Source organism: Chromobacterium aquaticum (genome assembly GCF_021129195.1).
Taxonomy (GTDB): Bacteria; Pseudomonadota; Gammaproteobacteria; order Burkholderiales; family Chromobacteriaceae; genus Chromobacterium; species Chromobacterium aquaticum.
This window is the reverse complement of record NZ_JAJOHW010000109.1, coordinates 1-24,901: the sequence shown is the minus strand read 5'-3', so window position 1 is coordinate 24,901 and position 24,901 is coordinate 1. Positions and strand designations below refer to the sequence as shown.

The following is a 24,901-nucleotide window of genomic DNA, read 5'->3' as shown; positions in this document are numbered from 1 at the left end:
GCGCCGAGGTGCCGGTCTGGCGCTGCGAACGCGTGGCCTTGCTGGGCGATGCGATCCACGCGATGAGCCCGGCCGGCGGCTTGGGCGCCAATACCGCGCTGTGCGATGGCGCGGCACTGGCCCAGGCCTTGGCGCGGGCGGGAACGGCGGCCGAGGCGGCCGCCGCTTTGCGGGCGTGGGAGCCGGGGATGCGACGGCGCGCCGCCGCCGCCTTGAGCTTGTCGCTGGCGGGAACGGCGCGCTTATTGCAAACAACGACGCGGGCCTAGCCGGCGTCCCGCGCCGTCGGGGCATGGAGAGCTCAAGCTCCTTAGCCGCCGTTTTTAATGATGTGCTCGATATTGCGTTCCGCCAGCGCGGAGATGGTCAGCGAGGGGTTGACCGCGCCGGTGCTGCCGGGAATCAGCGCGCCGTCCATCACGTACAGGCCAGGATGGCCGATGACGCGTCCCCAGTTGTCGGTCGCCTTGCCTAGCACCGCGCCGCCCAGCGGGTGCGCGGTCCAGTTCAGGCCGGTGACATCGTCGATAATCCCTGGAAAACCAGGGATGGAGTTGGTGGCGTCGGCGATTTTCCGGTTCACCGCCTTGGCCGCGGCAACGCTGTCGGCATTGCCTTGCCGCGGCCAGTTCAGTACCACCCGGTCGGTGGCGGGGTTGTAGCTGAAGTGGCCGCGGTTGCTTTGGTCAAAGGCGATGCCCAGCGAGCCGATCACGGTGGTCAAATCGGTGGGCAGCCCGGGCACGTACCAGTTTTCCAGCGTGAACGGCAGTCCACGGCTGGGGTCGTGAATGCGCGAAGCGCTGGGGGTGGCTTGCGTCGCCAGCGATAGCGTGCTGAGACTGCGCACGACGATGGTGCTGCCATTGCTGCCCCAGCCTTGGCCGACATGCTCGTTGAGATTGCGCAAAGTGCCTTGCGCGCGCGCCTTGACCAGCAGTTCCGAGCTGCCTATCGAACCGGCGGCGAGAAAGAGCCGATCGCAGCTGAGCCGGTAACGCTCCAGCTGACGGCCGCTGGGATGGCGCTTGATGACGTCGACCTCGTAGCGGCTGCCGTCCCAGGCGATGCTGAGCACCTCATGGCCGGGGTAGATGGCGGCGCGGCCGGTGGCCTGTGCCTGCGCCAGGTAGTTCTGGTTCAGGTCGAACTTGGCGCCGTTCGAGTTGCCGTGATTGGACAAGCCGATGGTGGCGGAGGGCCTGGATTGCCCGCGCAGTTCCTGGCGGATCACTTCCCAGTTGAAAATGGAGTCGTTGGGCGTGGTGAGGTAGCCGGCTTTGCGCACGTGCTCATCCCAAACGCGCGAGTGGTGGAAGGGCTTGCTGCGGTAGATGTCGGCCGGCATGGCGTTCAAGTTCAGCATTTGCCGGACCCGCGGATAATAGCTGCGGTCCATCTCCTCGTAGCTGACCCGGTCGCCGAACAGCGCTTCGAAGTATTGCTTTTGCGGCTGGATCATGACGCCGGTGAACACCACCGAGCCCCCGCCGACGCAGGCGCCGCGCCAGACATTCATATTGGGGTAGTCGCTTGAATCCAGCACGCCGCCGAAATAATCGAAATACGTGCGTATGCCCGTCAGCATCTTGGCATCCTTGCGATGCCAGAACGCGCGCCCATCGGGCAGGGTGTCGTTGGAGAAGATATTGCGCCATGGGTCTTTGGGCCAGCGATGGCCACGTTCCAGCACCGTGACCTGCTGGCCGGCCTGCGCCAGGCGCAGCGCGGAAATGGCGCCGCCGAAGCCGGAGCCTATCACCAGATTTGGGGTGTAGCCGGGTGGGCGGGAGACGGGTTTGAATATTTCCGGCACTAGCAGCTTGTATTTCGCTTCCATGAGGATGGACGCGGAAGCGGGTGAGGGGAGCAGCAGGCTGGCGGTGCCGGCTCCGGCGCCAAGCAGTAGTTGTCGGCGATTGAGGCTGGGATTGAGGCTGGCGAGTTTGTCATCTTCGGGGGTGTTGGCCATGGTGGGTGCCTTTCCGTTTTTAAGAAGCACGTTGAGATAATTTGCTTGTTAAATAAGCGGAGGCATTCTTGTCTGTTGGCGCGGGCGTAGATACTGGCAGTATTAACAGTTATTTAAAAGTCATTCAATTATATTGATTGATTAACGGCGCAAGCAGGTCAATGGATTACGCTAGGCTTTTTAAGGCGTTCATATGATTTGGTAATGGTGTCTGGCGGGGGCGTCCTTGCACGGCACAGCCGGACAGGCCGCTCCAAGAGCGGCCCGTCGTGCGTGTTTAGAACGCGTTTACGATCTCGCGAGCAAGAGCGAGACAAGGCGAAAACGAGCGAAAAAGCGGAATGTACAAGTGGTACATGAGCATTCTGAAGCCGTACTCACCGTGTAACGCTCCACGACGCGCAGCAGATCGTAAACAGCTTCTCAGGCGTTGGCCTTGAACGCCGGGTGATAGCTGACCTCGCCGCCGGGCAAGCGCGCAGTGAAACTTTGCGCCATGAAGTACTCCGTCGGCACGCCCGGCAGGGTCAGGCCCGGCAGGGCCTGGAAGCCGAAGCGCGCGTAGTAGCCGGGGCTGCCCAGCACCACGCAACCTTGTGAGCCCAGCTCGCGCAGCGCGGTCAGCGCCTGTTTGATCAGCAGGCTGCCTATGCCCTGGCCCTGCCGTTGCGGGTGCACGGATACCGGGCCGATGCCATGCCAGCCGGCGGCGCCGGAGGAGATGAGCACCGGCGAGGCGGCGATGTGCCCCAGCAGCCGCTCGCCTTCCAGCGCCACGATGGACAGTGTGAGCTGGCCGCTGCGGCGCAGCGCGTTGACGATGAATTGCTCGGTATGGCTGGAGTGCTCTTTGGCGAGGAAGGCGGCGCGGGTCAGTTCGAAGATGGCGTCGATGTCGCGGCTCTGTTCGTTTCTCAGCATCAGTTTCATTGTGTTTTCCTTGCGCACGCCGGCGCGGCCGCCGCTCTGGAGCGATCGGCCGCGCGGCGGCGGTGTTCATTGGTTATCGAGTTGGCCGCGCACGGCGCGCAGGCCGGCCTTGTTGATCAGATAGGGCTGGCCGTTCTTGGAGCTGATCAGGCGTTTGGCCCTGAGTTTCTGAAACACGGTGAGGGTGCAGTCGGACAGCAGATACCCTTCGCGGGTATAGCATTCAACGGTGGCGATACGACCGGCGTCGTCGCGCAGCTGCGCGATGCGGCCGCCTTTGGCCAGGACGTGCAAAGTCCTTTGCTCCGGCTTGGAGATATTCATATTGGATTATCATTCGGCAATCAAATGCAAAACAGGCAGCTGCCGCGATGCGGGCGCTACCAGCTAATGAACATTTTGATAACGGCCAGCCGGAAAACCGGGCTGCGTTATCGGATTGCTGCAATCTCCAACATGCAAAGCCTTGTGCGAGGATAAAGAAGGGCGCTCGGAAACGAGCGGTCCTTATTTTAATGGGATAGCTGAATCAAATCAATGCTCTGCCCGGAAAGCGCCAGCTCCATCTGCCAGTCAAACGGTTCCAGCGCCAGTTGCGGCGCATGCAGCCAGCGGGCCGGCACGCAGCCGCAAGCCTCGTAGAAGGCGACGGTTTCCACGGCGGAGTGCGAGGAGATATAGAGCGCGTCCGCGCCCAGTTCGCGGCCGGCCGCGGCGCTGGCGGCCAGCAGTGCGCGCCCCAGGCCCTGGCCGCGCCAACGGCGATCCACCTGCAGTTCCTTTAGTTGCCGGTAGCCGCCGTCCGGACCCAGCGCTTGCGGGTCTATGGCGGCGAAGCCGGCCAGGATGCCATCGATTTCCACCGCCAATACCGCGCCGTCGGCGGCGATACGCGCCAATTCCCGCGCCAGCTCGCGTCGCTCCGCAGATGACCAGTCGTCGATGAAGGGCTCGGCCACGCTGCGTTTGCCGGCGGCGCTGGCGCGGTAAACCAACTGGACATCCTGACGACGCTGGAAGGCATCCAGCCAGCCGGCGGAGATGTCGCGCGGACTCAGCCTATGGATGGGCCAAGACGGCGTGAGTGGTGGATGGCCTGGAGGAGGCATGGACATGGCCTTATTGGGTCAAGAAAGCATCGGATTATCTCAAAACAGCGCGGCGGCTGCGTGATCTCGCCGCCATCTCTTGCGTGGTGGCGACAGAACTTTATTTGATTTTCATTATCATTTACTGCGATTGATAGCTAAAACGAATCAATCAATTCATTTATTTCAATTTTCACAAGTTCTAACAAGATGTTAGGATTCACAAAAAATCAAGGACATAGCATAACGAACCGCGCCGAAGAAGAGCATGCAAGCTTATTTCTTCTCGAGCGCGGTTTGTCGTAAGCGGAATGCCCGAATGCAGAGACAAGCCAGCGCCGTCGGTATAACCGCGTCGCGCCCCTGGACCGAACCGCGGCCGGAGATGGGCTCCAAGCCTGAAGCCGGCGGCGGGCTTGCCTGCAGAGACTTGCCTTAAGTGAATTCCATCAATTTGAAGAATGTGGTCTGTGAAATGAGTAATAAAGTATCCGTAGCAAAGCGTCTGCTCGCACCTTCTTTCGCGCTGAGCGCATTGAGCCTGGCCGTGGCCTGTTCCTGGGCCGTGCCGGCCAATGCCGACGCGATTTCCAGCGTCGGCACGAATAATGTCTATGGCGCCGGCGCGGTGGACCCGGCAGTGGCGACCAATAGCAATAACACCATCTATGGCGTGGGCGCCGGCAGCAATATGAACGGCACCAATAACTCGGCCTTTGGCGCTACCGCCGGGGTGAATGTGACTGGGGGCTACAATACCTCGATCGGCCAGAACGCCGGCACCAATGTGACGGGCAACAACAACGCCTTCATGGGCAATGACTCTGGCTACAACGTGACCGGCGACGCCAACGTCGGCTCCGGCATCAACACCATCCGCAATGTCACCGGCACCGGCAACACCGGCAGCGGCGCCAACTCCGGCCAGGATATCAAGGGCGATTTCAACACCGGCCTGGGCGACAACTCCAACCGCAATGTCACCGGCAACTACAACACCAGCAGCGGCACCTTCTCCGGCTGGAACATCAATGGCAACAACAATACCGCCAACGGCGCGTACGCCGGCAGCAATGTCACGGGTGACAACAATGCCGCGGTGGGCAACTACGCCGGTCGCGGCGTGACCGGCAACGGCAACTTCGCCGCCGGCAATCAGGCCGGCCAGAATGTGTCCGGCAGCAATAATGTGGCTATCGGCAACAACGCCGGCTCCAACACCAATGCCAGCAATACGGTGGCGGTGGGCAACAATGCCTCCGCCAACGCCAACAATGCGCTGGCGCTGGGCAGCAATGCCAAGGCCAACAATGCCAACGACGTGGCCCTGGGCGCCAATAGCCAGACCGCGGCGGCCAATCCCACCGCCAGCGGCGTGGTGAACGGCGTGACTTACAACTATGCCGGCGCGGCGCCTTCCAGCGTGGTGAGCGTGGGCAGCGTGGGCAATGAGCGGCAGATCAGCAATGTCGCCGCGGGCCGGGTGAGCGCCAGCAGCACCGACGCGGTGAACGGCAGCCAGCTGAATGCGACCAATCAGGCGGTGCAGAGCCTGAACACCAAGGTGAACAATGTCGGGAGCGGCACCGCCGCGGCCTTGGGCGGCGGCTCCAGCTACAACGCCCAGACCGGCGAAGTGAGCCAGCCTAGCTACAAGGTTTACGGCAACACCGTGAACAATGTCGGCGATGCGATCGACCATTTGCAGCGAAACAGCCCGATGCAATATTCCGATTCCACCGGCCGGACGACGACGAACAACGCCGGCAACGACGTGACCCTGGTGGGCGGGGACAGCAGCCGGCCGGTGACCATCCACAATGTGGAAGCGGGCGTGCAGGGCACGGACGCGGTGAACGTGAACCAGCTGAATGCGGCCAACTTCAATAATCAGCAGCAGATCAGCCAACTCCGCTCCGATCTGTCCGATACGCGCCGCGATGCGCTGGGCGCCGCGGCCGGCGCGATGGCCATGGCCGGCCTGCCGCAGGCCTTCCTGCCCGGCAAGAGCATGCTGGCGGTGGCCACGGCGACCACCGGCGGCGAATCCGCCCTCGCGGTGGGCGTGTCCGCGCTGTCCGACAACGGCCGCTGGGTGGTGAAATTCTCCGGTTCCGCCAATACCCGCGGTCAGGGCGGCGCCAGCATCGGCGCTGGCTTCCAGTGGTAAGCGGCAAGCAAGATCAATCAGCTGATATTGAATGACATATATGATGAAAAAATCGGTATTTGGCGGCACTTTCCGCTATCTGTTGCTGGCTGCGGCCGGCGCGGCCCTGGTGGGTTGCGGCACCAGCCGCCTGAGCAAGATCAATGACGACGGCCATCTGGCCGAACAGGCGAGCCCGGTATGGCCCAGCATTGAAAACAATCGCTGGCAGCCGGAAGGCAGCGTGCCCAACCTCGCCAATCTGGCCCAGGTGAAGCCAGGCCTGAGCAAGGAACAGGTTTACGGCTTGATCGGCCGTCCGCACTTCGCCGAAGGCATGATCGATGTGCGCGAGTGGGATTATGTGCTGAACCTGACCGCCAAGGGCGGCGAGCAAACCCAGGTTTGCCAGTACAAGCTGCTGTTCGACAAGCGGATGAAGCTGGCTTCGGTGATCTGGCGGCAAGAAGTCTGCGCCGAGATCGCCACCGGAGCTTGATCCGGCGTCGGAACCATGCAACGAACCGCCTTGATCGGCGGTTCGTTTTTTTATGCGCGCGCCGCGGCGGCGCAAAAAAACACGCGGCCCAAGGGCCGCGTGTTGCTTGCGGGGGTGAGCCGCGCTTATTTCAGATCGAAGCGGTCCAGATTCATCACCTTGTTCCAGGCGGCGACGAAGTCGCGGACAAACTTTTGCTGCCCGCCGTTTTGGGCGTAGACCTCGACCAGCGCCCGCAGTTGCGAGTTGGAGCCGAACACCAGGTCCACGCGGCTGCCGGTCCATTTGGGCGCGCCGGTCTTGCGATCGCGGCCCTCGTACAACTCATTGGCGGCGGAAGTCGGCTGCCAGGCCACGCCCATATCGAGCAGATTGACAAAGAAGTCATTGCTCAGCACGCCCGGCCGGCTGGTGAACACCCCGTGCGGCGCCTTGTCGACATTGGCGCCCAGCACGCGCAGGCCGCCCACCAGCACCGTCATTTCCGGCGCGCTCAGCGTCAGCAGCTGCGCCTTGTCCACCAGCAGCGCCTCCGCCGGCATCGAGAAAGCCTGCTGCTGATAGTTGCGGAAGCCGTCCGCCTGCGGCTCCAGCACGCAGAACGACTCCACATCGGTCTGCTCCTGGCTGGCGTCGGTGCGGCCCGGCGCGAACGGCACGCTGATGTTGACGCCGCCGGCCTTGGCGGCGGCTTCCACCGCCGCGCCGCCGGCCAGCACGATCAGGTCGGCCAGCGACACTTGCTTGCCGCCGCTCTGCGCGGCGTTGAAATCGCGGCGGATGGCTTCCAGCGCGTCCAGCACGCGGGCCAGCTGCGCCGGCTGGTTCACCGCCCAGTCCTTTTGCGGCGCCAGGCGGATGCGGGCGCCATTGGCGCCGCCGCGCTTGTCGGAACCGCGGAAGGTGGAGGCGGAAGCCCAGGCGGTGGATACCAGTTCGCTGACGGACAGGCCGGAGGCCAGCACCTTGGCCTTGAGCGCGGCGATGTCCGCCTCGTTGATCTGCGGCTGACAGGCGGCCGGCAGCGGATCTTGCCAGATCAAGTCCTCGGCCGGCACTTCCGGCCCCAGGTACAGCGTTTTGGGGCCCATGTCGCGGTGGGTCAGCTTGAACCAGGCGCGGGCGAAGGCGTCGGCGAAGGCGGCCGGGTCCTGATGGAAGCGGCGAGCGATCGGCTCGTAAATCGGGTCGAAGCGCAGCGACAGATCGGCGGTGGTCATCATCGGCGGGTGTTTCTTCGCCGGGTTGTGAGCGTCCGGGATCAGGTGTTCCGGCTTGACGTTCTTGGCCACCCATTGATGGGCGCCGGCCGGGCTCTTGGTCAGCTCCCAGTCGTAGCCGAACAGCATGTCGAAATAGCCGTTGTCCCATTGCGTCGGGTTGGGCTTCCACGCGCCCTCGATGCCGCTGGTGGTGGTGTATTCGCCCTTGCCGTCGCCGAAGCGGTTGATCCAGCCCAGGCCTTGCGCTTCCAGCGGCGCGGCTTCCGGCTCCGGACCCACCAATGCCGGATCGCCGGCGCCGTGGGCCTTGCCGAAGGTGTGGCCGCCGGCCACCAGCGCCACGGTTTCTTCATCGTTCATCGCCATGCGGGCGAAGGTCTCGCGCACGTCGCGGCCGGAGGCCAGCGGGTCCGGATTGCCGTCCGGGCCTTCCGGGTTCACATAGATCAGGCCCATCTGCACCGCGGCCAGCGGATTGTCCAGCTGGCGGTCGCCGGAGTAGCGGCTGTTGGCTTCGGTGCTGGTGGCCAGCCATTTGGTTTCCGCGCCCCAGTAGACGTCCTCTTCCGGCTGCCAGATATCCTTGCGGCCGCCGCCGAAGCCGAAGGTCTTGAAGCCCATGGATTCCAGCGCCACGTTGCCGGCCAGGATCATCAGGTCGGCCCAGGAAATCTGCTTGCCGTATTTTTGCTTGATCGGCCACAGCAGACGGCGCGCCTTGTCCAGGTTGCCATTGTCCGGCCAGCTGTTGAGCGGGGCGAAACGCTGGTTGCCGGTGCTGGCGCCGCCGCGGCCGTCGGCGGTGCGGTAGGTGCCGGCATCGTGCCAGGCCATGCGGATGAACAGGCCGCCGTAGTGGCCCCAGTCCGCCGGCCACCAGTCCTGGGAGGTGGTCATCAGCGCCTTGAGGTCGTTTTTCAGCGCGGGGTAGTCAAGCTGTTGGAAGGCTGCGGTGTAATCGAAATCCGGATCCAGCGGGATGGACGCGGGCGCGTGCTGATGCAGGATGTTGAGGTTGAGCTGGTTGGGCCACCAGTCGCGGTTGGATCGGGCATTCACTACGGCCGGGTTGCCGGCGGTTTGATGGAACGGGCACTTGGACGGGCTACTCATGACAGACTCCTTTGGTCAATGTGTTCAAGGACTTGTTGCGATCAGCTTAGTGAAGCTTGCCGTGGGAAGCCATTGAGCAATTTCAATGGCGGCAATGGCCAATATCAATCAATCATGTTCTAACGATAGTTAGTAGCTTATTTAGCGGTCTTAGTTCCCCGCACTGGGCCGGCAGGGTTGTCGCTCAGCGCTCAACGGTCTATCCGCGTGGTCATCAGGATGGCGGTGCTGGTGCGTTCCACTCCGTCCAGCGCGCCGATGCGGTCCACCAGCCCATCCAGTTCAGCCATGCCGGCGGCTTCCACCGCGGCGATGAAATCGTGGACGCCGCTGACCGAATGCAGGGTGCGCACCTGAGGCAGCCGGCGCAGCGCGCTTTCTATCGCCTGGCTCAGCCGCGGCGCGGCGACGATCATCACCAGCGCGCGCACCTGGGCTGTGCTGTGGACGGCGCCGGTGCGCACGCTATAGCCCAGGATCACGCCGCCGCGTTCCAGCCGCTCGATGCGGCTTTGCACCGTGGTGCGGGACAGGCTCAGCCGGCGCGCCAGTTCGGCGGTGGGGGCGCGGGCGTTTTCGCGCAGCAGCGCGAGCAATTGCTGGTCGATGGCGTCCATGGCGGCTCCATGCGGGGTGGGCGGTTTGGCGCTGTGCCGGACTTTTCGTCAATGCGATCAATAATATCCGACAGTTCGTCGTTCTGCGCGCTGCAATTGGCCGGACTTGATCCGAGAATGGGACTTCCCCAGGAAACGAGAACGAGGAGCGGCGAGATGAGGGACGCGATCATCGTGGGCGGCGGCCATAACGGCCTGGTATGCGCCCATTACCTGGCGCGGGCCGGGCTGAAGGTGACGGTGCTGGAACGGCGCGGCGTGGTGGGCGGCGCGGCGGTGACCGAGGAATTCCATCCCGGCTTCCGCAACTCGGTGGCCGCCTACACGGTGTCGCTGCTCAATCCCAGGGTGAGCCGCGACATGGAGCTGGCGCGTCACGGCTTGAAAGTGGTGGAGCGGCCCTTGTCCAACTTCCTGCCGCTGGACGACGGCGGCTATCTGAAAGTGGGGCCGGGCCGCACCGCCGCCGAAGTGGCGCGTTTCTCGCGCCGCGACGCCGAGCGGCTGGACGATTACGCGCGGCATCTGGACGCCGCCGCCGAGCTGCTGCGCGAGCTGGTGTTGCAAACCCCGCCCAACGCGGTGGAGGGCGGCTGGCTGAACGCGCTGCCGGAGCTGTTCAAGGCCGGCCGGCTGGGACGGCGGCTGGGCCGGCTGGAACTGGCGCAGCAACGCGAACTGCTGGACCTGTTCACCAAGTCCGCCGGCGATTATCTGGACGGCTGGTTCGACAGCGATCCGATCAAGGCGGTCTACGGCTTCGACAGCGTGGTGGGCAACTACGCCAGCCCGTACGCGCCGGGCTCGGCCTATGTGCTGCTGCACCATGTGTTCGGCGAGGTCAACGGCCGCAAGGGCGCGTGGGGTCACGCGCTGGGCGGCATGGGCGCCATCACCCAGGCCATGGCCTGCTCGGCGCGCGAGCGCGGCGCGGAGATCCGCACCGACAGCGCGGTGCGCGAGGTGCTGCTGGACAAGGGCCGCGCAGTGGGCGTGGTGACCGAGCGCGGCGAGCGGCTGGACGCGCGGGTGGTGGTGTCCAATCTCAATCCGCGGCTGCTTTACACCCGCTTGCTGGACCCGGCGGCGCTGCCGGCGGATTTTCTGCGCCGGATGCAGGGCTGGCGCTGCGGCTCCGGCACTTTCCGCATGAATGTGGCGCTGTCCGAGCTGCCGGATTTCAGCTGCCTGCCGGGCAAGGCGCAGGCCGAGCATCACGGCAGCGGCATCATCATCGCGCCCAGCCTGGCTTATATGGAGCGCGCCTATCACGACGCGCGCGAGCGCGGCTGGTCCGGCCGGCCCATCGTGGAAGTGCTGATCCCGTCGACGCTGGACCCGTCGCTGGCGCCGCCGGGCCAGCATGTGGCCAGCCTGTTCTGCCAGCACGTGGCGCCGCAGCTGCCGGACGGCGCCAGCTGGGACGATCACCGCGAGGAAGTGGCGGATCTGATGATAGATACCGTCAGCCGCTACGCGCCCAACTTCAAGGCCGCGGTGCTGGGGCGGCAGATCATGAGCCCGCTGGACCTGGAGCGCACCTTCGGCCTGGTGGGCGGCGACATCTTCCACGGCGCGCTGGGCCTGGACCAATTGTTCTCGGCGCGGCCCATGCTGGGCCACGCCGATTACCGCGGTCCCATTCCCGGCCTCTATCTGTGCGGCGCCGGCGCCCATCCCGGCGGCGGCGTCACCGGCGCGCCGGGCCACAACGCGGCGCGCGAGGTGTTGCGCGATTTGCGGCGCCGCATGGCGTGAGCCGCTTGTTCAAAGGCTAGCGGAGCGCGGCGGGCGAAAAAAATGCCCGCGGCGCGAGGCCGGCGGGCACAAAGGGCAAAAGCCGGGATATCAGTAGAAGCGGTAATCCACGCTGAGGCCCACGGTGCGCGGCGCGCCGATCACGCCCACCAGGTAATTGCCGCGCACATTGACCTGGGAATACAGCACGCCCTGGTTGCTCAGATTGTTGACGTAGCCGCGCACCGTCCAGCGCGCGCTTTCATAGCCGGCGTTGAGGTTGGCCACGGTGTAATCGCCGGCGGCGCCGCTGGGGCTGTTGCTGATGTCGGAGTAATAGCGGCCCACCCGGTTCAGGCTGCCGCCGACGAACAGGCCGTGATCCAGCCGCTGCTTGAAGCCCAGGTTCACCGTCAGGTGCGGCGCGTAATTGAATTGATTGCCCTGGATGCCGGGATTGGCCGCGTCGCTGGCGGTCACCTTGGTGTCCAGCAGGCCCAGGCCGGCGCTCAGCGTCAGCCGCGGCGTCACCCGCGCCTTGGCTTCCAGCTCCAGGCCGTAGCTCTCGCCCTTGGGGATATTGGTGAAGCGCGAACCCAGGATGGCCTGGTAGCCGGTGTACTGGTTGAAGAAGGCGTTGGCGCTGAGGTCCAGGCGCTGGTCCAGCAAGCTGGAGCGGCTGCTGGCCTCGTAGGCGGTGACCTCCTCCTTGTCATAGGTGTAGTACTGGTCGCTATTGTCCAGGCCGGAGCCGCCGGCGTTATAGCCCTTGCGCACCGAGAAGCCCAGCGTGGTGTCCGGGCTGTATTTGTAACTGAGCCCGGCCTTGGGCAGGAACAGGGTTTCGGCGATGTCGTAGGCGGCCTGTTTCTGGCCGGCCAGGCCCGGTTGCAGCGTGGTGTTGCGGCGCTGCCGCTCGCGCTCCACGCGGCTGCCCAGGTTCAGGCTCCACTTGTCGTTCAAGGCCAGCGTGGCCTCGCCGTAAATGGCCTGGGTCTTCAGCTTGTCCTTGGCCGCCACGCTGGTCTGGGCGTCCATGTCCTGGTCGCGGTCGTAGTAATACACGCCCATCACGCCGCTGAGCCGGCCGCCTTGCGGCGCATAGTTCAGCCGCGCCTCGGCGCTATTGCTCTTCTCGTCCAGCCGCATGCGGAAATCGCTGCTGTCGACGAAGGCGCTGACATTGTCGGCGTGACCCAGCAGCAACTGGGCGCTCCAGGCGTCGTTGAGCTGGTATTGCAGATCGGTGCTGACGGTGTTGTTGAAGGAGTCCTGATAGCGCGCCTTGATCCATTTGCGGCTATTGGCGTAGTCGAAATAATTGCCGTCCACATAGTTCAGGTATTCGCCCTTGTTCTTGCGGTGCGCCACCGTCAGCTTGGCGCTGAAGCCGGGCAGCGTGCTGGGCTTCCACAGCAGCTTGCCGCGCGCGCTGCTGTGCTTGAGCTCGGACGGGTCCCAAGGCGTGCTGCCGGGATAGCTGATATAGCTGTGGCCGCTCAGGCCCTCGGCGGCGACGCGGAAGGCCAGTTCGTCGGTGATCGGGCCGGACACCATGCCGGCCAGCGTGCTCTTGCCGGCCTGGTTCTCGTAGCCGGCGCGCAGCGCGCCTTCCCAGTCGAAGCTGGGGTCCTTGGTATTGACCACGATGGCGCCGGCCAGGGTGTTGCGGCCCTGGGTGGTGGACTGCGGGCCGCGCAGCACCTCGACCTGTTCCACGTCCCAGGGGCTGACGTCCACATAGCGCTGACCGTTCCAGCTCTCCGACATGCCGTCCACCGTGGTGCTGACCCGCGGGCGCGAGCCGGAGACCAAGGTGTTGTAGCCAGTGCCGGGGCCGGTGCCTTCCACCCCGCGGATATTGATGATGCCGGCGCCGTTGTTGGTGGCGTTGGGGGTGGCGGCCACGCTGTCGTACACCGAATTTTCGCCGCCCTTGTCCATGTCGCGGATCACCGTCACCGCGGTGCTGGTGTCCTTCAGCGAGCGTTTGAGTTTTTCCCCGGTGACGGTGACCGTGGGCAGCGCGGTTTGCTGGTCTTGAGCCTCGGGCGCTGCCAGCGCCGCGTGCGAGAGGGTCAAGCCGCCGAGGCCGGCCAGGGCCAGCCGGGTGGCCGCGGCCAAGGGTTTGTGCGGGTGTTCCATCGTGTTGCGATTCCTTGTTTTTGTGCGATAGCGAGATCGGCGCGCTCGGGGTCCGGCGGCGTCGTCTGGCTAGCGAGGAATCGTTGGCTACTGCGGCGAGGGGAAGCGAAGAGCGCAGCGGACCCGTGGCGGGTCGTTGCGATCACCAGGGTCGAATGATAATATTTCTCATTCGCATTATGCAAACAAGATGCAAGATATTCCGCCGCACAGCGGTGGAAACCGCCGGGGAGCCGCATGTCGAACAGGGAAGAAAACACGTGGAATCAACAAGCTGCGCGGAGTGCGGCATGGCTGCAACACCCTGAGGCCGGCCAGCCGGCCTGGTGGGCGCGGCTGGCCGCGGCCGGCGCGCCGCTGACCGAGCGGCTGCCGGATGGCGAGGTCTGCGTCACCTTCCTCTGGCGCGATCCCCACGGCGGCGCAGCGGCCTCGCCGCTGGTGCAGGTCTACGCCGACGTCAACTCCGTCACCGACCACCACCGGCCGCAGCCGCAATCGCTGGCGCGGCTGGGCGACACCGACATCTGGTGGTGGCAGGCCACGCTGCCGGCCAACTGGCGCGGCAGTTACACCTATATCCCGGTCAGCGCCGCGCAGACCCCGCCGCGGCCGGACGCCGATGCGCGCGCCAGCCGGCTGCGCCACCGCGAATGGTGGCTGGACATCATGAGCCGGGCGGCGCCGGACCCGCTCAACCCGCGCGCCGGCTATGTCAGCAGCTGGGGCGCGCCCTTGTCCGCGCTGCATCTGGAGGCGGCGCCTGAGCAATCCGCCTGGCACGCCTGGGACCAGGGCCGCCAGGGCGCGGACCCGGCGCGGCTGACGCGAATCCACTGGGACAGCGCGCGGCTGGGCAAGAAACGCCGGATCTGGATTTATCAGACCGGCGCGCTGCCGGAGGGCGAACGCGGTGAGCGGCCGCTGGCCATTCTGCTGGACGGCCAGTACTGGGCCGAACGCATGCCGGTGTTCGCCGCGCTGGACGAAGACACCCGGCGCGGCAGGCTGCCGCCGGCGGTGTATCTATTGGTGGATGTCATCGACAGCCGGCATCGCGAGCAGGACCTGCCCTGCAATGCTGACTTCTGGCTGGCCTTGCAGCAAGAACTGCTGCCGCAGGCGGAGCGGCTGGCCCCGTTCAGCGCGCGGCCGGAACGCACCGTGGTGGCGGGCCAGAGCTATGGCGGCCTGGCGGCGATGTTCGCCGGCCTGCGCTGGCCGGAGCGCTTCGGTTGCGTGCTCAGCCAGTCCGGCTCCTTCTGGTGGCCTTACGTGGAACTGCACGAACGTGCGCGCGCCGTCAGTGAACGGCGTTTGCCCGGCAGCCGCGGCCGGCTGACCGAACAACTGGAGGCCGGCGAATTGCCGCCGGGACGGCTGCGGGTCTATCAGGAAGTGGGCCGCCGCGAAGAAGTGATGCTGGACGTCAACGCCAGCCAGCGCGCGGCCTTGGAGCGCGCCGGCCATTGCGTGCGCTACCAGGAGTTCGAGGGCGGCCACGACTGGCTGTGCTGGCGCGGGGGCCTGCTGGACGGGCTGGCCTGGCTGTGGGAGGACGAGAGTAGGGGGGGGTAATCCGCGCCCTATGCCGGCAGACTCCCGTCATAATGCCGTTTTTTGGGGCGATGAAGATGAAAAAGCGATTGGCTTTATGCTTGGCGGGTGTCTTGGTGTGGCCGGCCTGGGCCGCGAACCCGCAGCCGCCAAAAACCGTGCCGATCAAGCAAGGCATGGCATACGCCAAAGCGAGAAAGCTCATCTTGAAAGCCGGCTGGGAGCCCATTCATGCCGTGAACGGTGAGGCGTGCGGCTACGGTGAAAAACTTTGCAAGAAATTCCCGGAGATAGAAAGCTGCTCGGCGGATGGCTATTGCAAAATGTTCTTCAAGAACGAGTGGGACATGATGCTGGTACTCATCACTCTTGGCGACATGGATGCTAAGGGAGAGAATGCCCAGATCGAAAGCTGGTCGCTTAAAAAGTAAGCCGGCCTAAATAAGATTGCGCACAGCGCTGGCCTGCCCGGCGCTTTGCGCATTCTGATCTCGGCGCTGGTCTCACCCCCCGCGCGGAATCACCATCGGCGTATGGCTGACCGGATCGTCCATGATCAGGCAGCGCAGGCCAAATACCTGTTCAATCAAGTCCGCACTGACGATGTCGCGCGGCGCGCCCTCGGCCACGATGCGGCCGTCGCGCATCGCGATCAAATGGCTGGCGTAGCGACAGGCATGGTTGATGTCGTGCAACACCGCCACCAGGGTGCGGCCGCCGTCGCGGTTCAAGCGGCGGAACAACTCCAGCAGCTCGATCTGATGCGCGATGTCCAGATAAGTGGTCGGCTCGTCCAGCAGCAGCAGCGGCGTTTGCTGCGCCAGCGCCATTGCCACCCACACCCGTTGACGCTGTCCGCCGGACAGCTCGTCCACCAGCCGGTCCGCCAGCGCATCGGTGCCGGTGGCCGCCAGCGCCTGGCGCACCGCCTCCTCGTCCTGCCGGCTCCATTGCCGCAACAGGCTCTGATGCGGATAGCGGCCGCGCGCCACCAGATCCGTCACCGTGATGCCGTCCGGCGCCACCGCGCTTTGCGGCAGCAGGCCCAGTTGCTGCGCCACCGTCTTGGCCGGGTAGTCGTGGATGTCGCGGCCGTCCAGGCACACCTGGCCGGCCTGCGGTTTCAACAGCCGGCTCAGGCTGCGCAGCAAGGTGGACTTGCCGCAGCCATTGGGGCCGATGATCACGCTGAAGGAACCGTTGGGGATGTTCACGTCCAGCTGTTCGCAAATCGTGCGTTGGCGGTAGCCCAGCCGCAGGCGCTCGCCGCGCAGCCGCGGCGGCTCCGTCGCCTGGGAGGCCGGCGCGGCATAGAGTTTCAAGCTCAGGGAAGTCACGGTTTTCGGGCTCCGGTTTGGCGCAGCAACAGCCACAGCAGATACAGGCCGCCAATGCAGATGGTGACGACGCCCACCGGCAGCTGGCGAGGATAGAACAGCTGCTGGGCGCCGTAGTCCGCGGCCAGCAGCAGCAAGGCGCCGGTCCAGGCCGCGGTCAGCGGGCTGGTGGCCTGGGTGCGCTGCAGCCGCTGCGCGATCTGCGGCGCGGCCAGCGCGATGAAGGAAATCGGCCCGGCCGCGGCGGTGGCGGAAGCGATCAGCGCCACCCCCAGCCCCATCAGCCACAGCCGGGTGCGTTCCGCCGGCACGCCCAGCGCGCTGGCGCAATCGTCGCCCATCTCCAGCAGCCGCATGCGCCGCTGCAGCGTCAGCGCCGCCAGCATCGCCAGCAGGCAGCACAGCGCGGAGGGCAGGCCCTTGTTCCAGGTCATGCCGTTGAGCGTGCCCGCGCCCCAGGTGGCCGCGCCCATCGCCGCTTCCAGGCTGGCGTTGATCAGCAGCCAATGGTTGAGCGCGCTCAGCATGGCGCTGACGGCGATGCCGACGATGATCAGGCGGAAACCGTGCGCGCCTTGCCGCCAGGCCAGCAGATACACCAGGGCCGCGGCCAGCAGGCCGCCGGCCAATGCGCCGCCGGCGATCTGGAAATGGCTGCCGTTGAACAAGGTAATCACCACCAGCGCGCCGGTATAGGCGCCGGTATTGAAGCCCACCACGTCCGGGCTGCCCAGCGGGTTGCGGATCAAGGACTGGAAAATCGCCCCGCTCATGCCCAGCGCCGCGCCCACCACCAGCGCCATCAGCACCCGTGGCAGCCGCCATTGCTGCACCACCGCCACCTCCAGCCGGCCGCCCTGGCCTTGCAAGGCCTGCCATAACTGCTCCAGGCTCAGCGGCAAGGCGCCGGCGCGCAAACTCAGCACCGCCAGCGCCGCGCAGGCGGCGGCCAGCAGCAGGCCGGTCCACAGCCCGCCCAGCGCCATCCGGCCATTGCAAGCGCCATCCGGATCCCCCCACTGCCACACCGCCGGCTTCATGCCCGGCCTCCGGGCGCGGCGTGACGGCGTGCCAGCCAGATCAGGGCCGGCGCGCCGATGAAGGCGGTGACGATGGACACTCGCAATTCGCCCGGCGTCAGCAGCCGGCCGACGATGTCCGAGCCCAGCAGCAACATGGGCGCCAGCAACAGGGTGAAGGGCAGCGCCCAGCGCAGATCGGCGCCGCCCAGCCAGCGGGCGAGGTGAGGAATCATCAGGCCGACGAAGGCGATGGGCCCGGCGACGGCGGTGCTGCCGCCGCACAGCAGGGTGATGGCCAGCACCGCGCCGGCCTGGATCAGCAGCGGGCGGCCGCCCAGGCTCACCGCCAGGTCGCTGCCCATGCCCAGGGTGTTCAAGGGTCGCGCCAGCAACAGCGCCAGCAGCATGCCGGCGATCATCACCGGCGCCGCCAGCGCCAGCGGCGTCATGCTGCGCACGTCCAGGGTGCCGGCGTTCCAATAACGCAGCTGGTTGAAGGCCAAGGGGTCCAGCAGGGTGATGGCGGTGGACAAGCCCATCAGCACCGCGCTGACGGCGGCGCCGGCCAGCACGAAGCGCAGCGGGTCCATGCGCCGGCCGCGCGCGCCCACCGTGTACACCAGCAAGGTGGCGCCCAGCGCTCCGGCGGCGGCGCAGCCCAGATAGCCCAGCTGGCTGTCCACGCCCCAGACCGCCACGCCCAGCACCATGGCGAAGCTGGCGCCGGCGTTGACGCCCAGCACGCCGGGGTCCGCCAGCGGATTGCGCGACAGCGCCTGGATCAGTGCGCCGGACAGGCCCAGCGCCGCGCCGGCCAGCAGGCCCAGCAGGGTGCGTGGCAAGCGGCCTTGCAGCACGATCACGCTGTCCGGATCGCCGCCGCCGTGCAGCAGGCTGCGCCAGACCACGGCGGCGGGAATCGGTTTGGCGCCCAGCATCAGGCTGAGCAGGACAATGAGAGCCAGCGTGGCCAGGCAGCACAGCAACAGGGTCAGGCGGCGGCTGGCCGCCGAGGGCGCGGGCCGAGCCGCGGCGAGGCTGATTGACATGATCAAATGCAAATGATTCCTAATACAGACTGCTGATGTTACCATGCGGCATCCATAACGGCACACCCTCTTGCCGGCCGCGCCAACGCATGCCGCGCGGCCTCCACCCCTGTCGAGATCAAAACAACCCGTCATGAAAAAGTCGCCCATCTTCGTCGATTTCAGCCTGCTCAGGCTCAATCCGCATTTCCGCTCCATCTTCATCGCCCGCATGATCTCGGTGTTCGCCTTCGGCATCCTGATGGTGGCGGTGCCGGTGCAAATCCATCAGCTCACCGGCTCCACGCTGCAAGTGGGCGCGGCGATGGCGCTGGACGGCATCGGCATGTTCGCCGGCCTGATGTGCGGCGGCGTGCTGGCGGACCGCATGGACCGCCGCCGGCTGATCCTGCTGGGCCGCTCGCTGTGCGGCCTGGGCTTTCTGGCGCTGGCGCTCAACGGTTTCATGACCAACCCCTCGGTGCTGGCGCTCTATGTGGTGTCGGCCTGGGACGGCTTTTTCAGCGGCATCGGCATCACCTCGCTGATGGCGTCGATTCCGGTGCTGGTCGGCCGTGAAAACCTGCCTGCCGCCGGCGCGCTGAGCATGCTGACCATGCGCATCGGCGGCGTGTTGTCGCCCTTGCTGGGCGGCCTGATCATCGCCGCCGTCGGGGTCAACTGGAACTATCTGCTGGCCGGCGTCGGCACCCTGGCCACCCTGATCCCGCTGACGCGCTTGCCGTCCTTGAAACCGCAGGGCGGGGAGCCGGCGCATCCGCTGCGCTCCTTGCTGGAGGGTTTCCAGTTCCTGTGGCAGAACAAGGTGGTGGGCGCGGTGGTGGCGGTGGGCACGCTGCAAACCCTGCTCAGCGCGGTGCGGGTGCTGTATCCCTCGCTGGCGGAGGACGGTTACGGCGGCGGCGCTTTCGAGGTGGGCCTGATGTATTCGGCGGTGCCGCTGGGCGCGATGATAGGCGCGTTCACCAGTGGCTGGGTGGGCGGTTTGAGCCGTCCCGGCGCGGTGATGTTGAGCTGCGTGCTGGCTTCGTCGCTGAGCATCGCGTCCTTGGGCCTGGTTCATCATCTGGCTTACGGCCTGCTGGCCTTGGCCTTGCTGGGTTATTTCGGTTCGATCGCGTCCTTGTTGCAGTTCACCCTGGTGCAGGGCAATACGCCGGATCATTTGCTGGGCCGGGTGAACAGCCTGTGGAACGCGCAGGATGTGGTGGGCGACGGCCTGGGCGCTTTGGGGCTGGGCGCGTTGGCGCGGGCCTTGGCGCCGTTGACGGCGGTGGCTTGGTTCGGCGCTGCCGCCGCGGCGGCCAGTCTGGCGATGTGCGGGGCTTTTGGGTCTTTGCGGCGTTTGGCCGGCGGCGCGGCTGCGGAGGCGGAGGCGGCCGGGGAGCCGGCGCGGCAGGGGGCGGGGTCCTAGTTTCTAGGATTTGTGGACGCTGATGTGCTTGCAGGGCGGAAACCTCGGTTGGGGTTTTCGCCCTTTTTGCATCCTCTATGAAGCTCTGCCTAGTGTGGGGGAGTTTGAATCCGCTGCGCGGATGATGATTTAGGGCCGGTTCCGCCCGGCGAACGGGAAGGGGGCGGGCCGCCGCCCCCTTTCATCCCCCCTCGTCCCCCAGGGCGCGAAACCCCGCAGAAAAAGGGGCCTGCAAGGCGCGGCTGAACTCGCGATTTGCTAACGTCAAATCGCTCAAACAAAGCAGCCGCTTAAGACCTTGCAGACCCCTTTTTCTCCGGCGCGCCCCGAGGGGACACCTGGGCGCTACACAAGGTGGTCTGCTCTCTTAAAAAAGATCCATGACTTGGCTAAGTGGCTCCCTTTTGGGGATAACTATCCAATTCCACCCGATCTGTGGATATCTCCAAAGAGCCAAGGAGAAACCACGTTTGTGACGCGCCCCTGGTCCCTTCAAGCCTGCCGTCGGGTGGCAGGCCCGAGGTTTTAAGCGGCTGCCTGTTCGAGCAGCGCGACGTTAGCGCGTCATCACTGAGCGAATCAAAGATTCGCACGTAGAGAGTTCAGCCGCGCCTCGGGCCTGATGGGACCCGGTGGGAAGCCGTAGGCCAGGCTTGCAGGGCGGCCTTTGGGGTGTCTACGTGCGAATCTTTGATTCGCTCAGTGATAGGGAATTTGGCCGAGCAAATTCCCCTTCCTGCCTGCCGGGCAGCCCCGGCAATCAAAATCATCATCCGCGCAGCGGATTCAAAACCAGATCACTCAACAAGTCAGCCACGCTCAAGCAAAGCAACCACCCCACCTTGACCCCAAGCGCCCCCTCGGCAACAATCCCTCCGTTGCCGCCCACACGCGGCACCTGGGATTGGCGTCCCGGTACATCTCCATCTTTGTGGCCTACGCAACATACTGCGCAGGCTGCTTTACCATGGCCGCGCCATTTGGCAGGCGCATGGTGGGGGAGTGCCATGGCACTCGCCGGTTTGGAGACAGTCCGGTACGCCAATCCTGCCACGCGCCTGCCCAATACCTCAGCCTTCCCCGGCAGGTGGTTTATCTTGTGTCACAGCAGGAGAAACACCATGCATCACGCTCAAACCTTTCCCCCGCGCCGCCGCTACAAACTGAACTCGCTGGCACGCCAAGAAGCCCTGCTCCCCTTTGTCCGCCTTTGCCCCGGCCGCACCTATGCGCATTACTGGCACATGCCCGCGCCCAGCAAGGACTATCCCGCCGATAGCGCCTATGGCCGCGAATGCGCGGCCCACCTATTGCAATGGCTGAAGGACAACCGCGAATACGTTGGCAAGGGCTTGCTCAGCCGCGTCGCGCGCGACATCGACTTTGATGACCGCGATGGACGCGGCCAGTGGATGGGCTTCTTCAACTATCTGGAAATCATGATGCTGTTGGGCGCGGACCGGGTCCGGGTCTACCGCCATGCCGATAGCCAACATCAGCTCTATCTAGCGCTGGGCCAGCGGATTGATTTGGAAGCGCGCATCCGCCGCATCCGCCTGCGAAACCGTTAAGCGCCTGGCCGATACCCACCGACACCGCTTGCCGCCGAGCCGGCGCGCGCAAAAAAGCGGGGCCGCTTTTAGCTGCCCCGCTTCTGCCTGGCTAAGCATCAGCCGGTGTTCCAATGTCGTACCGCCAATGCGCGGTAGACATTGAACCACGGCTTACTGGCCGTGCTTCTCCTCGCCCAGCTTGTCCAGGTAACGCAGGATGCGGCCGCTGTCCTGCTCCAGTTTCTGCATCCGCTCGACGATCTCCTGCTCGTCCAGCGGGCCTTCCTGGCCAAACACCGCCAGCGCGGCGCCGATGTGCTGGCTGGCCTGCTGCTCGGTGGCCGCCAGTTCGCTCCAGGAGCGGGTCTGGCCAAACGCTTGCTGCCCTTGCAGTTGCAACCAGCCTTGCAGCTCGCTGCCCTGCTCCAGCGGCTTGGCTTCCTCGATCGAGTGATAGGCGGTCTGCTTGAAGATCACATGCCCCACCTTTTGCAGGCTGAGCTGGGATTTGTCGTGCACGCGGTTCACTTGCGCCATCACTTGCTGCGATTGCTCCACCTGGCTGCTGAAGCGCTGGCGGAAGGTTTCCACCGAGTCCTTGACCTGGCTGGCCACATTGCCGGCGGCGCTGGCCTGGGTCTGCATATTGCCGATGCGCAGCGACAGGTTTTCCAGCACGTCCTGCACATTGTTGGCGGTGCTCTTGCTGCGCTCGGCCAGCTTGCGCACTTCGTCGGCCACCACGGCGAAGCCGCGGCCGGTTTCGCCGGCGCGGGCGGCTTCGATGGCGGCGTTCAGCGCCAGCAGATTGGTTTGGTCGGCGATGGCGGAGATGTCGGCCAGCGAGGTTTCTATGCCCTGCCATTCCTGGGCCAGCGCGGTGCTGGCGGTGTCCATGCTGCTGACGCTGTCGGCGATGGTGTCCAGGTGGCCGGACAGGTGCTGGGCGGTTTCCAGGCTGACGCGCGCGCCGTCGGCGGTGTCCTGGGTGATGGCGGCCACGTCGGCCATGGCCTGGCTGATGTCTTCCAGATCGCTCTGGTTGCTGGCCAGGTCCTTGCGCAAATGCGGGTTGTTGAGCGCGGCCAGCTGCGAGGACAGGCGGTTGCGGCGGATATAGCCGTCGTTGTCGGCCATGGTCTGGATCGCGCGGTTGACGCTGCCCAGCGAGCTGGCCAGGATGCCCGGCAGGCCCTGGCTCAGCGGGCGGCGGCTGTAGTCGCCGGCGCTGATGGCCTTGAAGCAGGTGTTGATTTCCTTGAAGTAGGTTTCGATCAGGTCGAGGAAATCATTGAGCTGCCAGGCGAGCTTGCCTACCTCGCCGAGGTTGCGGGTGCCGGTGGCGCGGTGGTGCAGTTCGCCGGAGCTGGCGTAGCCCAGTTGTTCGTGCAGGGTGTTGAGCAGGCCGAAGATGCGGCCGCTGTGACGCCACAGCAGCAGGGACAGGGCGATGGAGGCGGCCAGCAGCAGCGCGTCCACGACGCGGCCGACGATTTCCGGAAACAGATAGCTGTCCAGCAGCGAGAAGGCGACCAGCAGGTTGAAGCCTATGATGCACCAGCCCAGCTGGGCGCGCAGAAAGGGCGGTTTGTGTTGGAACTGGTTCATGCGGCCACCCCCGGCGCTTGCAGCACTTGGGCATTGAGGGACAGGATGAAGTCCTGGTAGCTGACGCCTTTGTCCGCCAGCACTTGCTGCAGCCAGGCCACGGAGGCGTCCGGCGCGTTGGCCTTGTTGTGGCTGGCTTCGATCTGGCGCATCTGGGCGTAGACCGGTTCTATCGCGGCGATGGCTTCCTGGCTGGGCGGGCGGCGCACGGAGTAATAGCCTTGCAGCTGGCCGCGCAGGTCGTAATCCGGGGTGACGTTGGCCAGCACCCAGTAGTAATCGCCGTTTTTGCTGTGGTTTTTCACCACGGCGAAGAATTCCTGGCCCTGCTGCAGGGTTTTCCACATCAGCCGGTAGGCGCCGCGCGGCATGTCTGGATGGCGGATCAGATTGTGCGGCTTGCCCAGCAGTTCATGCTCGGCGTAGCCGGCAATGCGCATGAACACGCGGTTGGCGTAGGTGATGTGGCCGGTGGGGTCGGTCTTGGTGATGATCAGTTCATGAGGAGCGAGCCGGATTTCCTTGCTGGCCGGGCCGGCGGCGGGGTGCGTCATGATTTGTTTCTCTCTTATTTGTCGATTGCATAACCTCTAGATGTTCATTTTCGGCCACTGGCCCAGTAGGGGCAAGCGTTTATTTATTTGTACTGCCCATGCTTGACGCGCGGCTGCTTAAATTAATACTTAATAATCCAGTTCTTACAAAAACAAAAAGGATGCCTGTGGCATCCTTTTGCGCTTTGGCCGGGATGGGCCTCAGAGCCTGTTCAACGTCTCACGACGCGCAGCAGATCGTACAGCTTCTCAGAGTTTGACGATCTGGCGGATCTGCGACACGCAGCCGCGGGCATCGTCTATCAGCTTGGCGAATTCCGGGCTGCTGATCTCGGCGTGGCTGAGCCAGCGCACCTTGTTGCTGATCCGGTATTGCACGCGGATGCCGGTCGCGGTTTGCCGCTGCTTGGCGTCCACTTCGTACCAGGGGGTGTTCACCTTGCATTCGAAGTCCGGCTGGATGGCCTTGGCGCCCTTGAGCAGCACGCTGGATTGCATGGCGCTGGCGTCGCCCAGGTAGACGTCGGCCAGGTTGCCGTTGCGCTTGTAGCTGTCGAAGCTGTCCCACACGCCTTTGTAGTGGGAGTCGTAGAGAAACAGGCCGGAAATCTTTTCCAGCATGCGCGGGTCGCGCACGCTCATGCGCAGCGGGTAGCTGGACGGCACCATGAAGGAGGTCTTGTCGCGCTGGACCTTGCAGCCTTCCGGCTGGCTGCTCAGCCGGTTGCACAGGCTTTGGTCGGTGGCGCTGACGCCCTGGTAGCGGTCTTGCAGAATGGTGTCGATCAGCGCGGAGTTGGCCAGTTCGATATCGGCGCGGATATCGGCGCTGCCATCGGCTTGCACGGTGTTTTCGCGCTGGATGTTCAGATCGGTGCGCGCGGCTTCCATCGGCACCTGGGTCTGGCTCACCGTGCCGTCCTTGCCGATGATGAAGGCCCAGCGATCTTGCAGGTCCGACATGATGCGGCCGGGCTGGAAGAAGGGGTTGGTCGGGTCCAGCCACCAGGTCTGGCCGGCGATGTCGGCGCGGACGATCATGTGGTTGGGCGCGCCAATGCCGGGCAGCAGCAGCGGCGGGGCGAACTTGCCGCGGAAGATCAGCGCCGGCTCGGCGGCGATGCCGGCGCGGCGCAGCATGGCGGTCAGCAGGGTGGAGAGGTCCTTGCAGTCGCCGTAGCCGTGTTTCTCGATCTCCGCCAGCGTGAACGGCACCAGGCCGCGCTCGGCCAGCCGGGTATCGTTGAGGTAGCGGTAGTTGCGGTTGATGTGCTGCATGAAGGCGGCCACTTGTTCCGCGGCCGGCTTGCCGCGGTTGGCGGCCACCACGGCGG

The 24,901-nt window shown here is 65.2% G+C and carries 21 protein-coding genes; 8 read left to right on the top strand and 13 right to left on the bottom strand.

Annotated features, from left to right (window positions below):
- Positions 1-269 (top strand): FAD-dependent monooxygenase (locus tag LQT98_RS17170; RefSeq protein WP_231463810.1); only part of this gene is annotated, 269 nt, incomplete at its 5' end.
- Positions 270-310: 41 nt separating this feature from the next.
- On the opposite strand, the gene LQT98_RS17165 is transcribed toward LQT98_RS17170, so the two are convergent.
- From LQT98_RS17165 to LQT98_RS17150, 4 genes are all read right to left on the bottom strand, one after another.
- Complete coding sequence (locus LQT98_RS17165) at positions 311-1,972, bottom strand: GMC oxidoreductase (RefSeq protein WP_231463808.1); 1,662 nt, start codon at positions 1,970-1,972, stop codon at positions 311-313.
- Between the two features lie 423 nt (positions 1,973-2,395).
- On the bottom strand, positions 2,396-2,902 hold the full coding sequence (locus LQT98_RS17160; protein WP_231463806.1) for a GNAT family N-acetyltransferase: 507 nt from the start codon (positions 2,900-2,902) through the stop codon (positions 2,396-2,398).
- A 66-nt stretch (positions 2,903-2,968) separates the two neighbouring features.
- Entirely contained in the window at positions 2,969-3,226 is a 258-nt protein-coding gene (locus LQT98_RS17155; RefSeq protein WP_231463804.1) for a YjhX family toxin, read from the bottom strand.
- 188 nt (positions 3,227-3,414) lie between these two features.
- Positions 3,415-4,011, bottom strand: coding sequence for a GNAT family N-acetyltransferase (locus LQT98_RS17150; protein ID WP_231463803.1), 597 nt, complete (start codon positions 4,009-4,011; stop codon positions 3,415-3,417).
- A 454-nt stretch (positions 4,012-4,465) separates the two neighbouring features.
- Here LQT98_RS17150 and LQT98_RS17145 point away from each other — a divergent pair, with 454 nt between their 5' ends.
- Both LQT98_RS17145 and LQT98_RS17140 read left to right on the top strand, forming a co-directional pair.
- Positions 4,466-6,160: a YadA family autotransporter adhesin gene (locus LQT98_RS17145; protein ID WP_231463801.1), complete on the top strand. Its 1,695-nt coding sequence runs from the start codon at positions 4,466-4,468 to the stop codon at positions 6,158-6,160.
- Between the two features lie 43 nt (positions 6,161-6,203).
- Positions 6,204-6,638 (top strand): outer membrane protein assembly factor BamE, encoded by a 435-nt coding sequence (locus tag LQT98_RS17140; RefSeq protein WP_231463799.1) that lies wholly within the window; start codon positions 6,204-6,206, stop codon positions 6,636-6,638.
- Positions 6,639-6,763: 125 nt separating this feature from the next.
- Here LQT98_RS17140 and katG read toward each other — a convergent pair whose 3' ends face one another.
- Positions 6,764-8,974 carry a catalase/peroxidase HPI gene (gene katG, locus LQT98_RS17135; RefSeq protein ID WP_231463797.1) on the bottom strand — a complete coding sequence of 737 codons (2,211 nt, stop codon included), beginning with the start codon at positions 8,972-8,974 and terminating at the stop codon, positions 6,764-6,766.
- A 191-nt stretch (positions 8,975-9,165) separates the two neighbouring features.
- A complete protein-coding gene (locus LQT98_RS17130; RefSeq protein WP_048410157.1) occupies positions 9,166-9,591 on the bottom strand; it encodes an Lrp/AsnC family transcriptional regulator in 426 nt (141 codons plus the stop codon).
- Between the two features lie 156 nt (positions 9,592-9,747).
- Between LQT98_RS17130 and LQT98_RS17125 the strand changes: the two genes are divergently transcribed.
- The gene (locus LQT98_RS17125) at positions 9,748-11,349 is read left to right on the top strand and encodes a phytoene desaturase family protein (RefSeq protein WP_231463795.1); all 1,602 of its coding nucleotides are present in this window, start codon (positions 9,748-9,750) and stop codon (positions 11,347-11,349) included.
- A 90-nt stretch (positions 11,350-11,439) separates the two neighbouring features.
- Here the strand turns inward: LQT98_RS17125 and LQT98_RS17120 are convergent, their stop codons facing one another.
- Entirely contained in the window at positions 11,440-13,473 is a 2,034-nt protein-coding gene (locus tag LQT98_RS17120; protein WP_231463792.1) for a TonB-dependent receptor, read from the bottom strand.
- Between the two features lie 237 nt (positions 13,474-13,710).
- Between LQT98_RS17120 and fes the strand changes: the two genes are divergently transcribed.
- On the top strand, positions 13,711-15,051 hold the full coding sequence (fes, locus tag LQT98_RS17115) for an enterochelin esterase (protein WP_231463790.1): 1,341 nt from the start codon (positions 13,711-13,713) through the stop codon (positions 15,049-15,051).
- Between the two features lie 56 nt (positions 15,052-15,107).
- A complete protein-coding gene (locus tag LQT98_RS17110; protein ID WP_231463788.1) occupies positions 15,108-15,461 on the top strand; it encodes a hypothetical protein in 354 nt (117 codons plus the stop codon).
- Between the two features lie 72 nt (positions 15,462-15,533).
- On the opposite strand, the gene LQT98_RS17105 is transcribed toward LQT98_RS17110, so the two are convergent.
- From LQT98_RS17105 to fepD, 3 genes are read right to left on the bottom strand one after another with little or no spacing between them, the layout of a single operon-like run.
- A complete protein-coding gene (locus tag LQT98_RS17105) occupies positions 15,534-16,367 on the bottom strand; it encodes an ABC transporter ATP-binding protein (protein ID WP_231463786.1) in 834 nt (277 codons plus the stop codon).
- Positions 16,364-17,407 (bottom strand): iron-enterobactin ABC transporter permease, encoded by a 1,044-nt coding sequence (fepG, locus tag LQT98_RS17100; protein ID WP_231463784.1) that lies wholly within the window; start codon positions 17,405-17,407, stop codon positions 16,364-16,366. The genes LQT98_RS17105 and fepG overlap by 4 nt, the downstream gene beginning before the upstream one ends.
- Positions 17,404-18,438: a Fe(3+)-siderophore ABC transporter permease gene (gene fepD / locus LQT98_RS17095; protein WP_231463782.1), complete on the bottom strand. Its 1,035-nt coding sequence runs from the start codon at positions 18,436-18,438 to the stop codon at positions 17,404-17,406. The genes fepG and fepD overlap by 4 nt, the downstream gene beginning before the upstream one ends.
- 133 nt (positions 18,439-18,571) lie before the next feature.
- Here fepD and entS point away from each other — a divergent pair, with 133 nt between their 5' ends.
- Complete coding sequence (entS, locus tag LQT98_RS17090) at positions 18,572-19,852, top strand: enterobactin transporter EntS (RefSeq protein ID WP_231463780.1); 1,281 nt, start codon at positions 18,572-18,574, stop codon at positions 19,850-19,852.
- Positions 19,853-20,973: 1,121 nt separating this feature from the next.
- On the top strand, positions 20,974-21,423 hold the full coding sequence (locus LQT98_RS17085; RefSeq protein ID WP_231463778.1) for a hypothetical protein: 450 nt from the start codon (positions 20,974-20,976) through the stop codon (positions 21,421-21,423).
- A 153-nt stretch (positions 21,424-21,576) separates the two neighbouring features.
- On the opposite strand, the gene LQT98_RS17080 is transcribed toward LQT98_RS17085, so the two are convergent.
- From LQT98_RS17080 to LQT98_RS17070, 3 genes are all read right to left on the bottom strand, one after another.
- A complete protein-coding gene (locus LQT98_RS17080; RefSeq protein ID WP_231463776.1) occupies positions 21,577-23,013 on the bottom strand; it encodes a methyl-accepting chemotaxis protein in 1,437 nt (478 codons plus the stop codon).
- Positions 23,010-23,567 carry a PAS domain-containing protein gene (locus LQT98_RS17075; protein ID WP_048410165.1) on the bottom strand — a complete coding sequence of 186 codons (558 nt, stop codon included), beginning with the start codon at positions 23,565-23,567 and terminating at the stop codon, positions 23,010-23,012. The genes LQT98_RS17080 and LQT98_RS17075 overlap by 4 nt, the downstream gene beginning before the upstream one ends.
- A 249-nt stretch (positions 23,568-23,816) precedes the next feature.
- The coding region (locus tag LQT98_RS17070; RefSeq protein WP_231463774.1) for a transglutaminase-like domain-containing protein at positions 23,817-24,901 on the bottom strand (1,085 nt) is incomplete at its 5' end.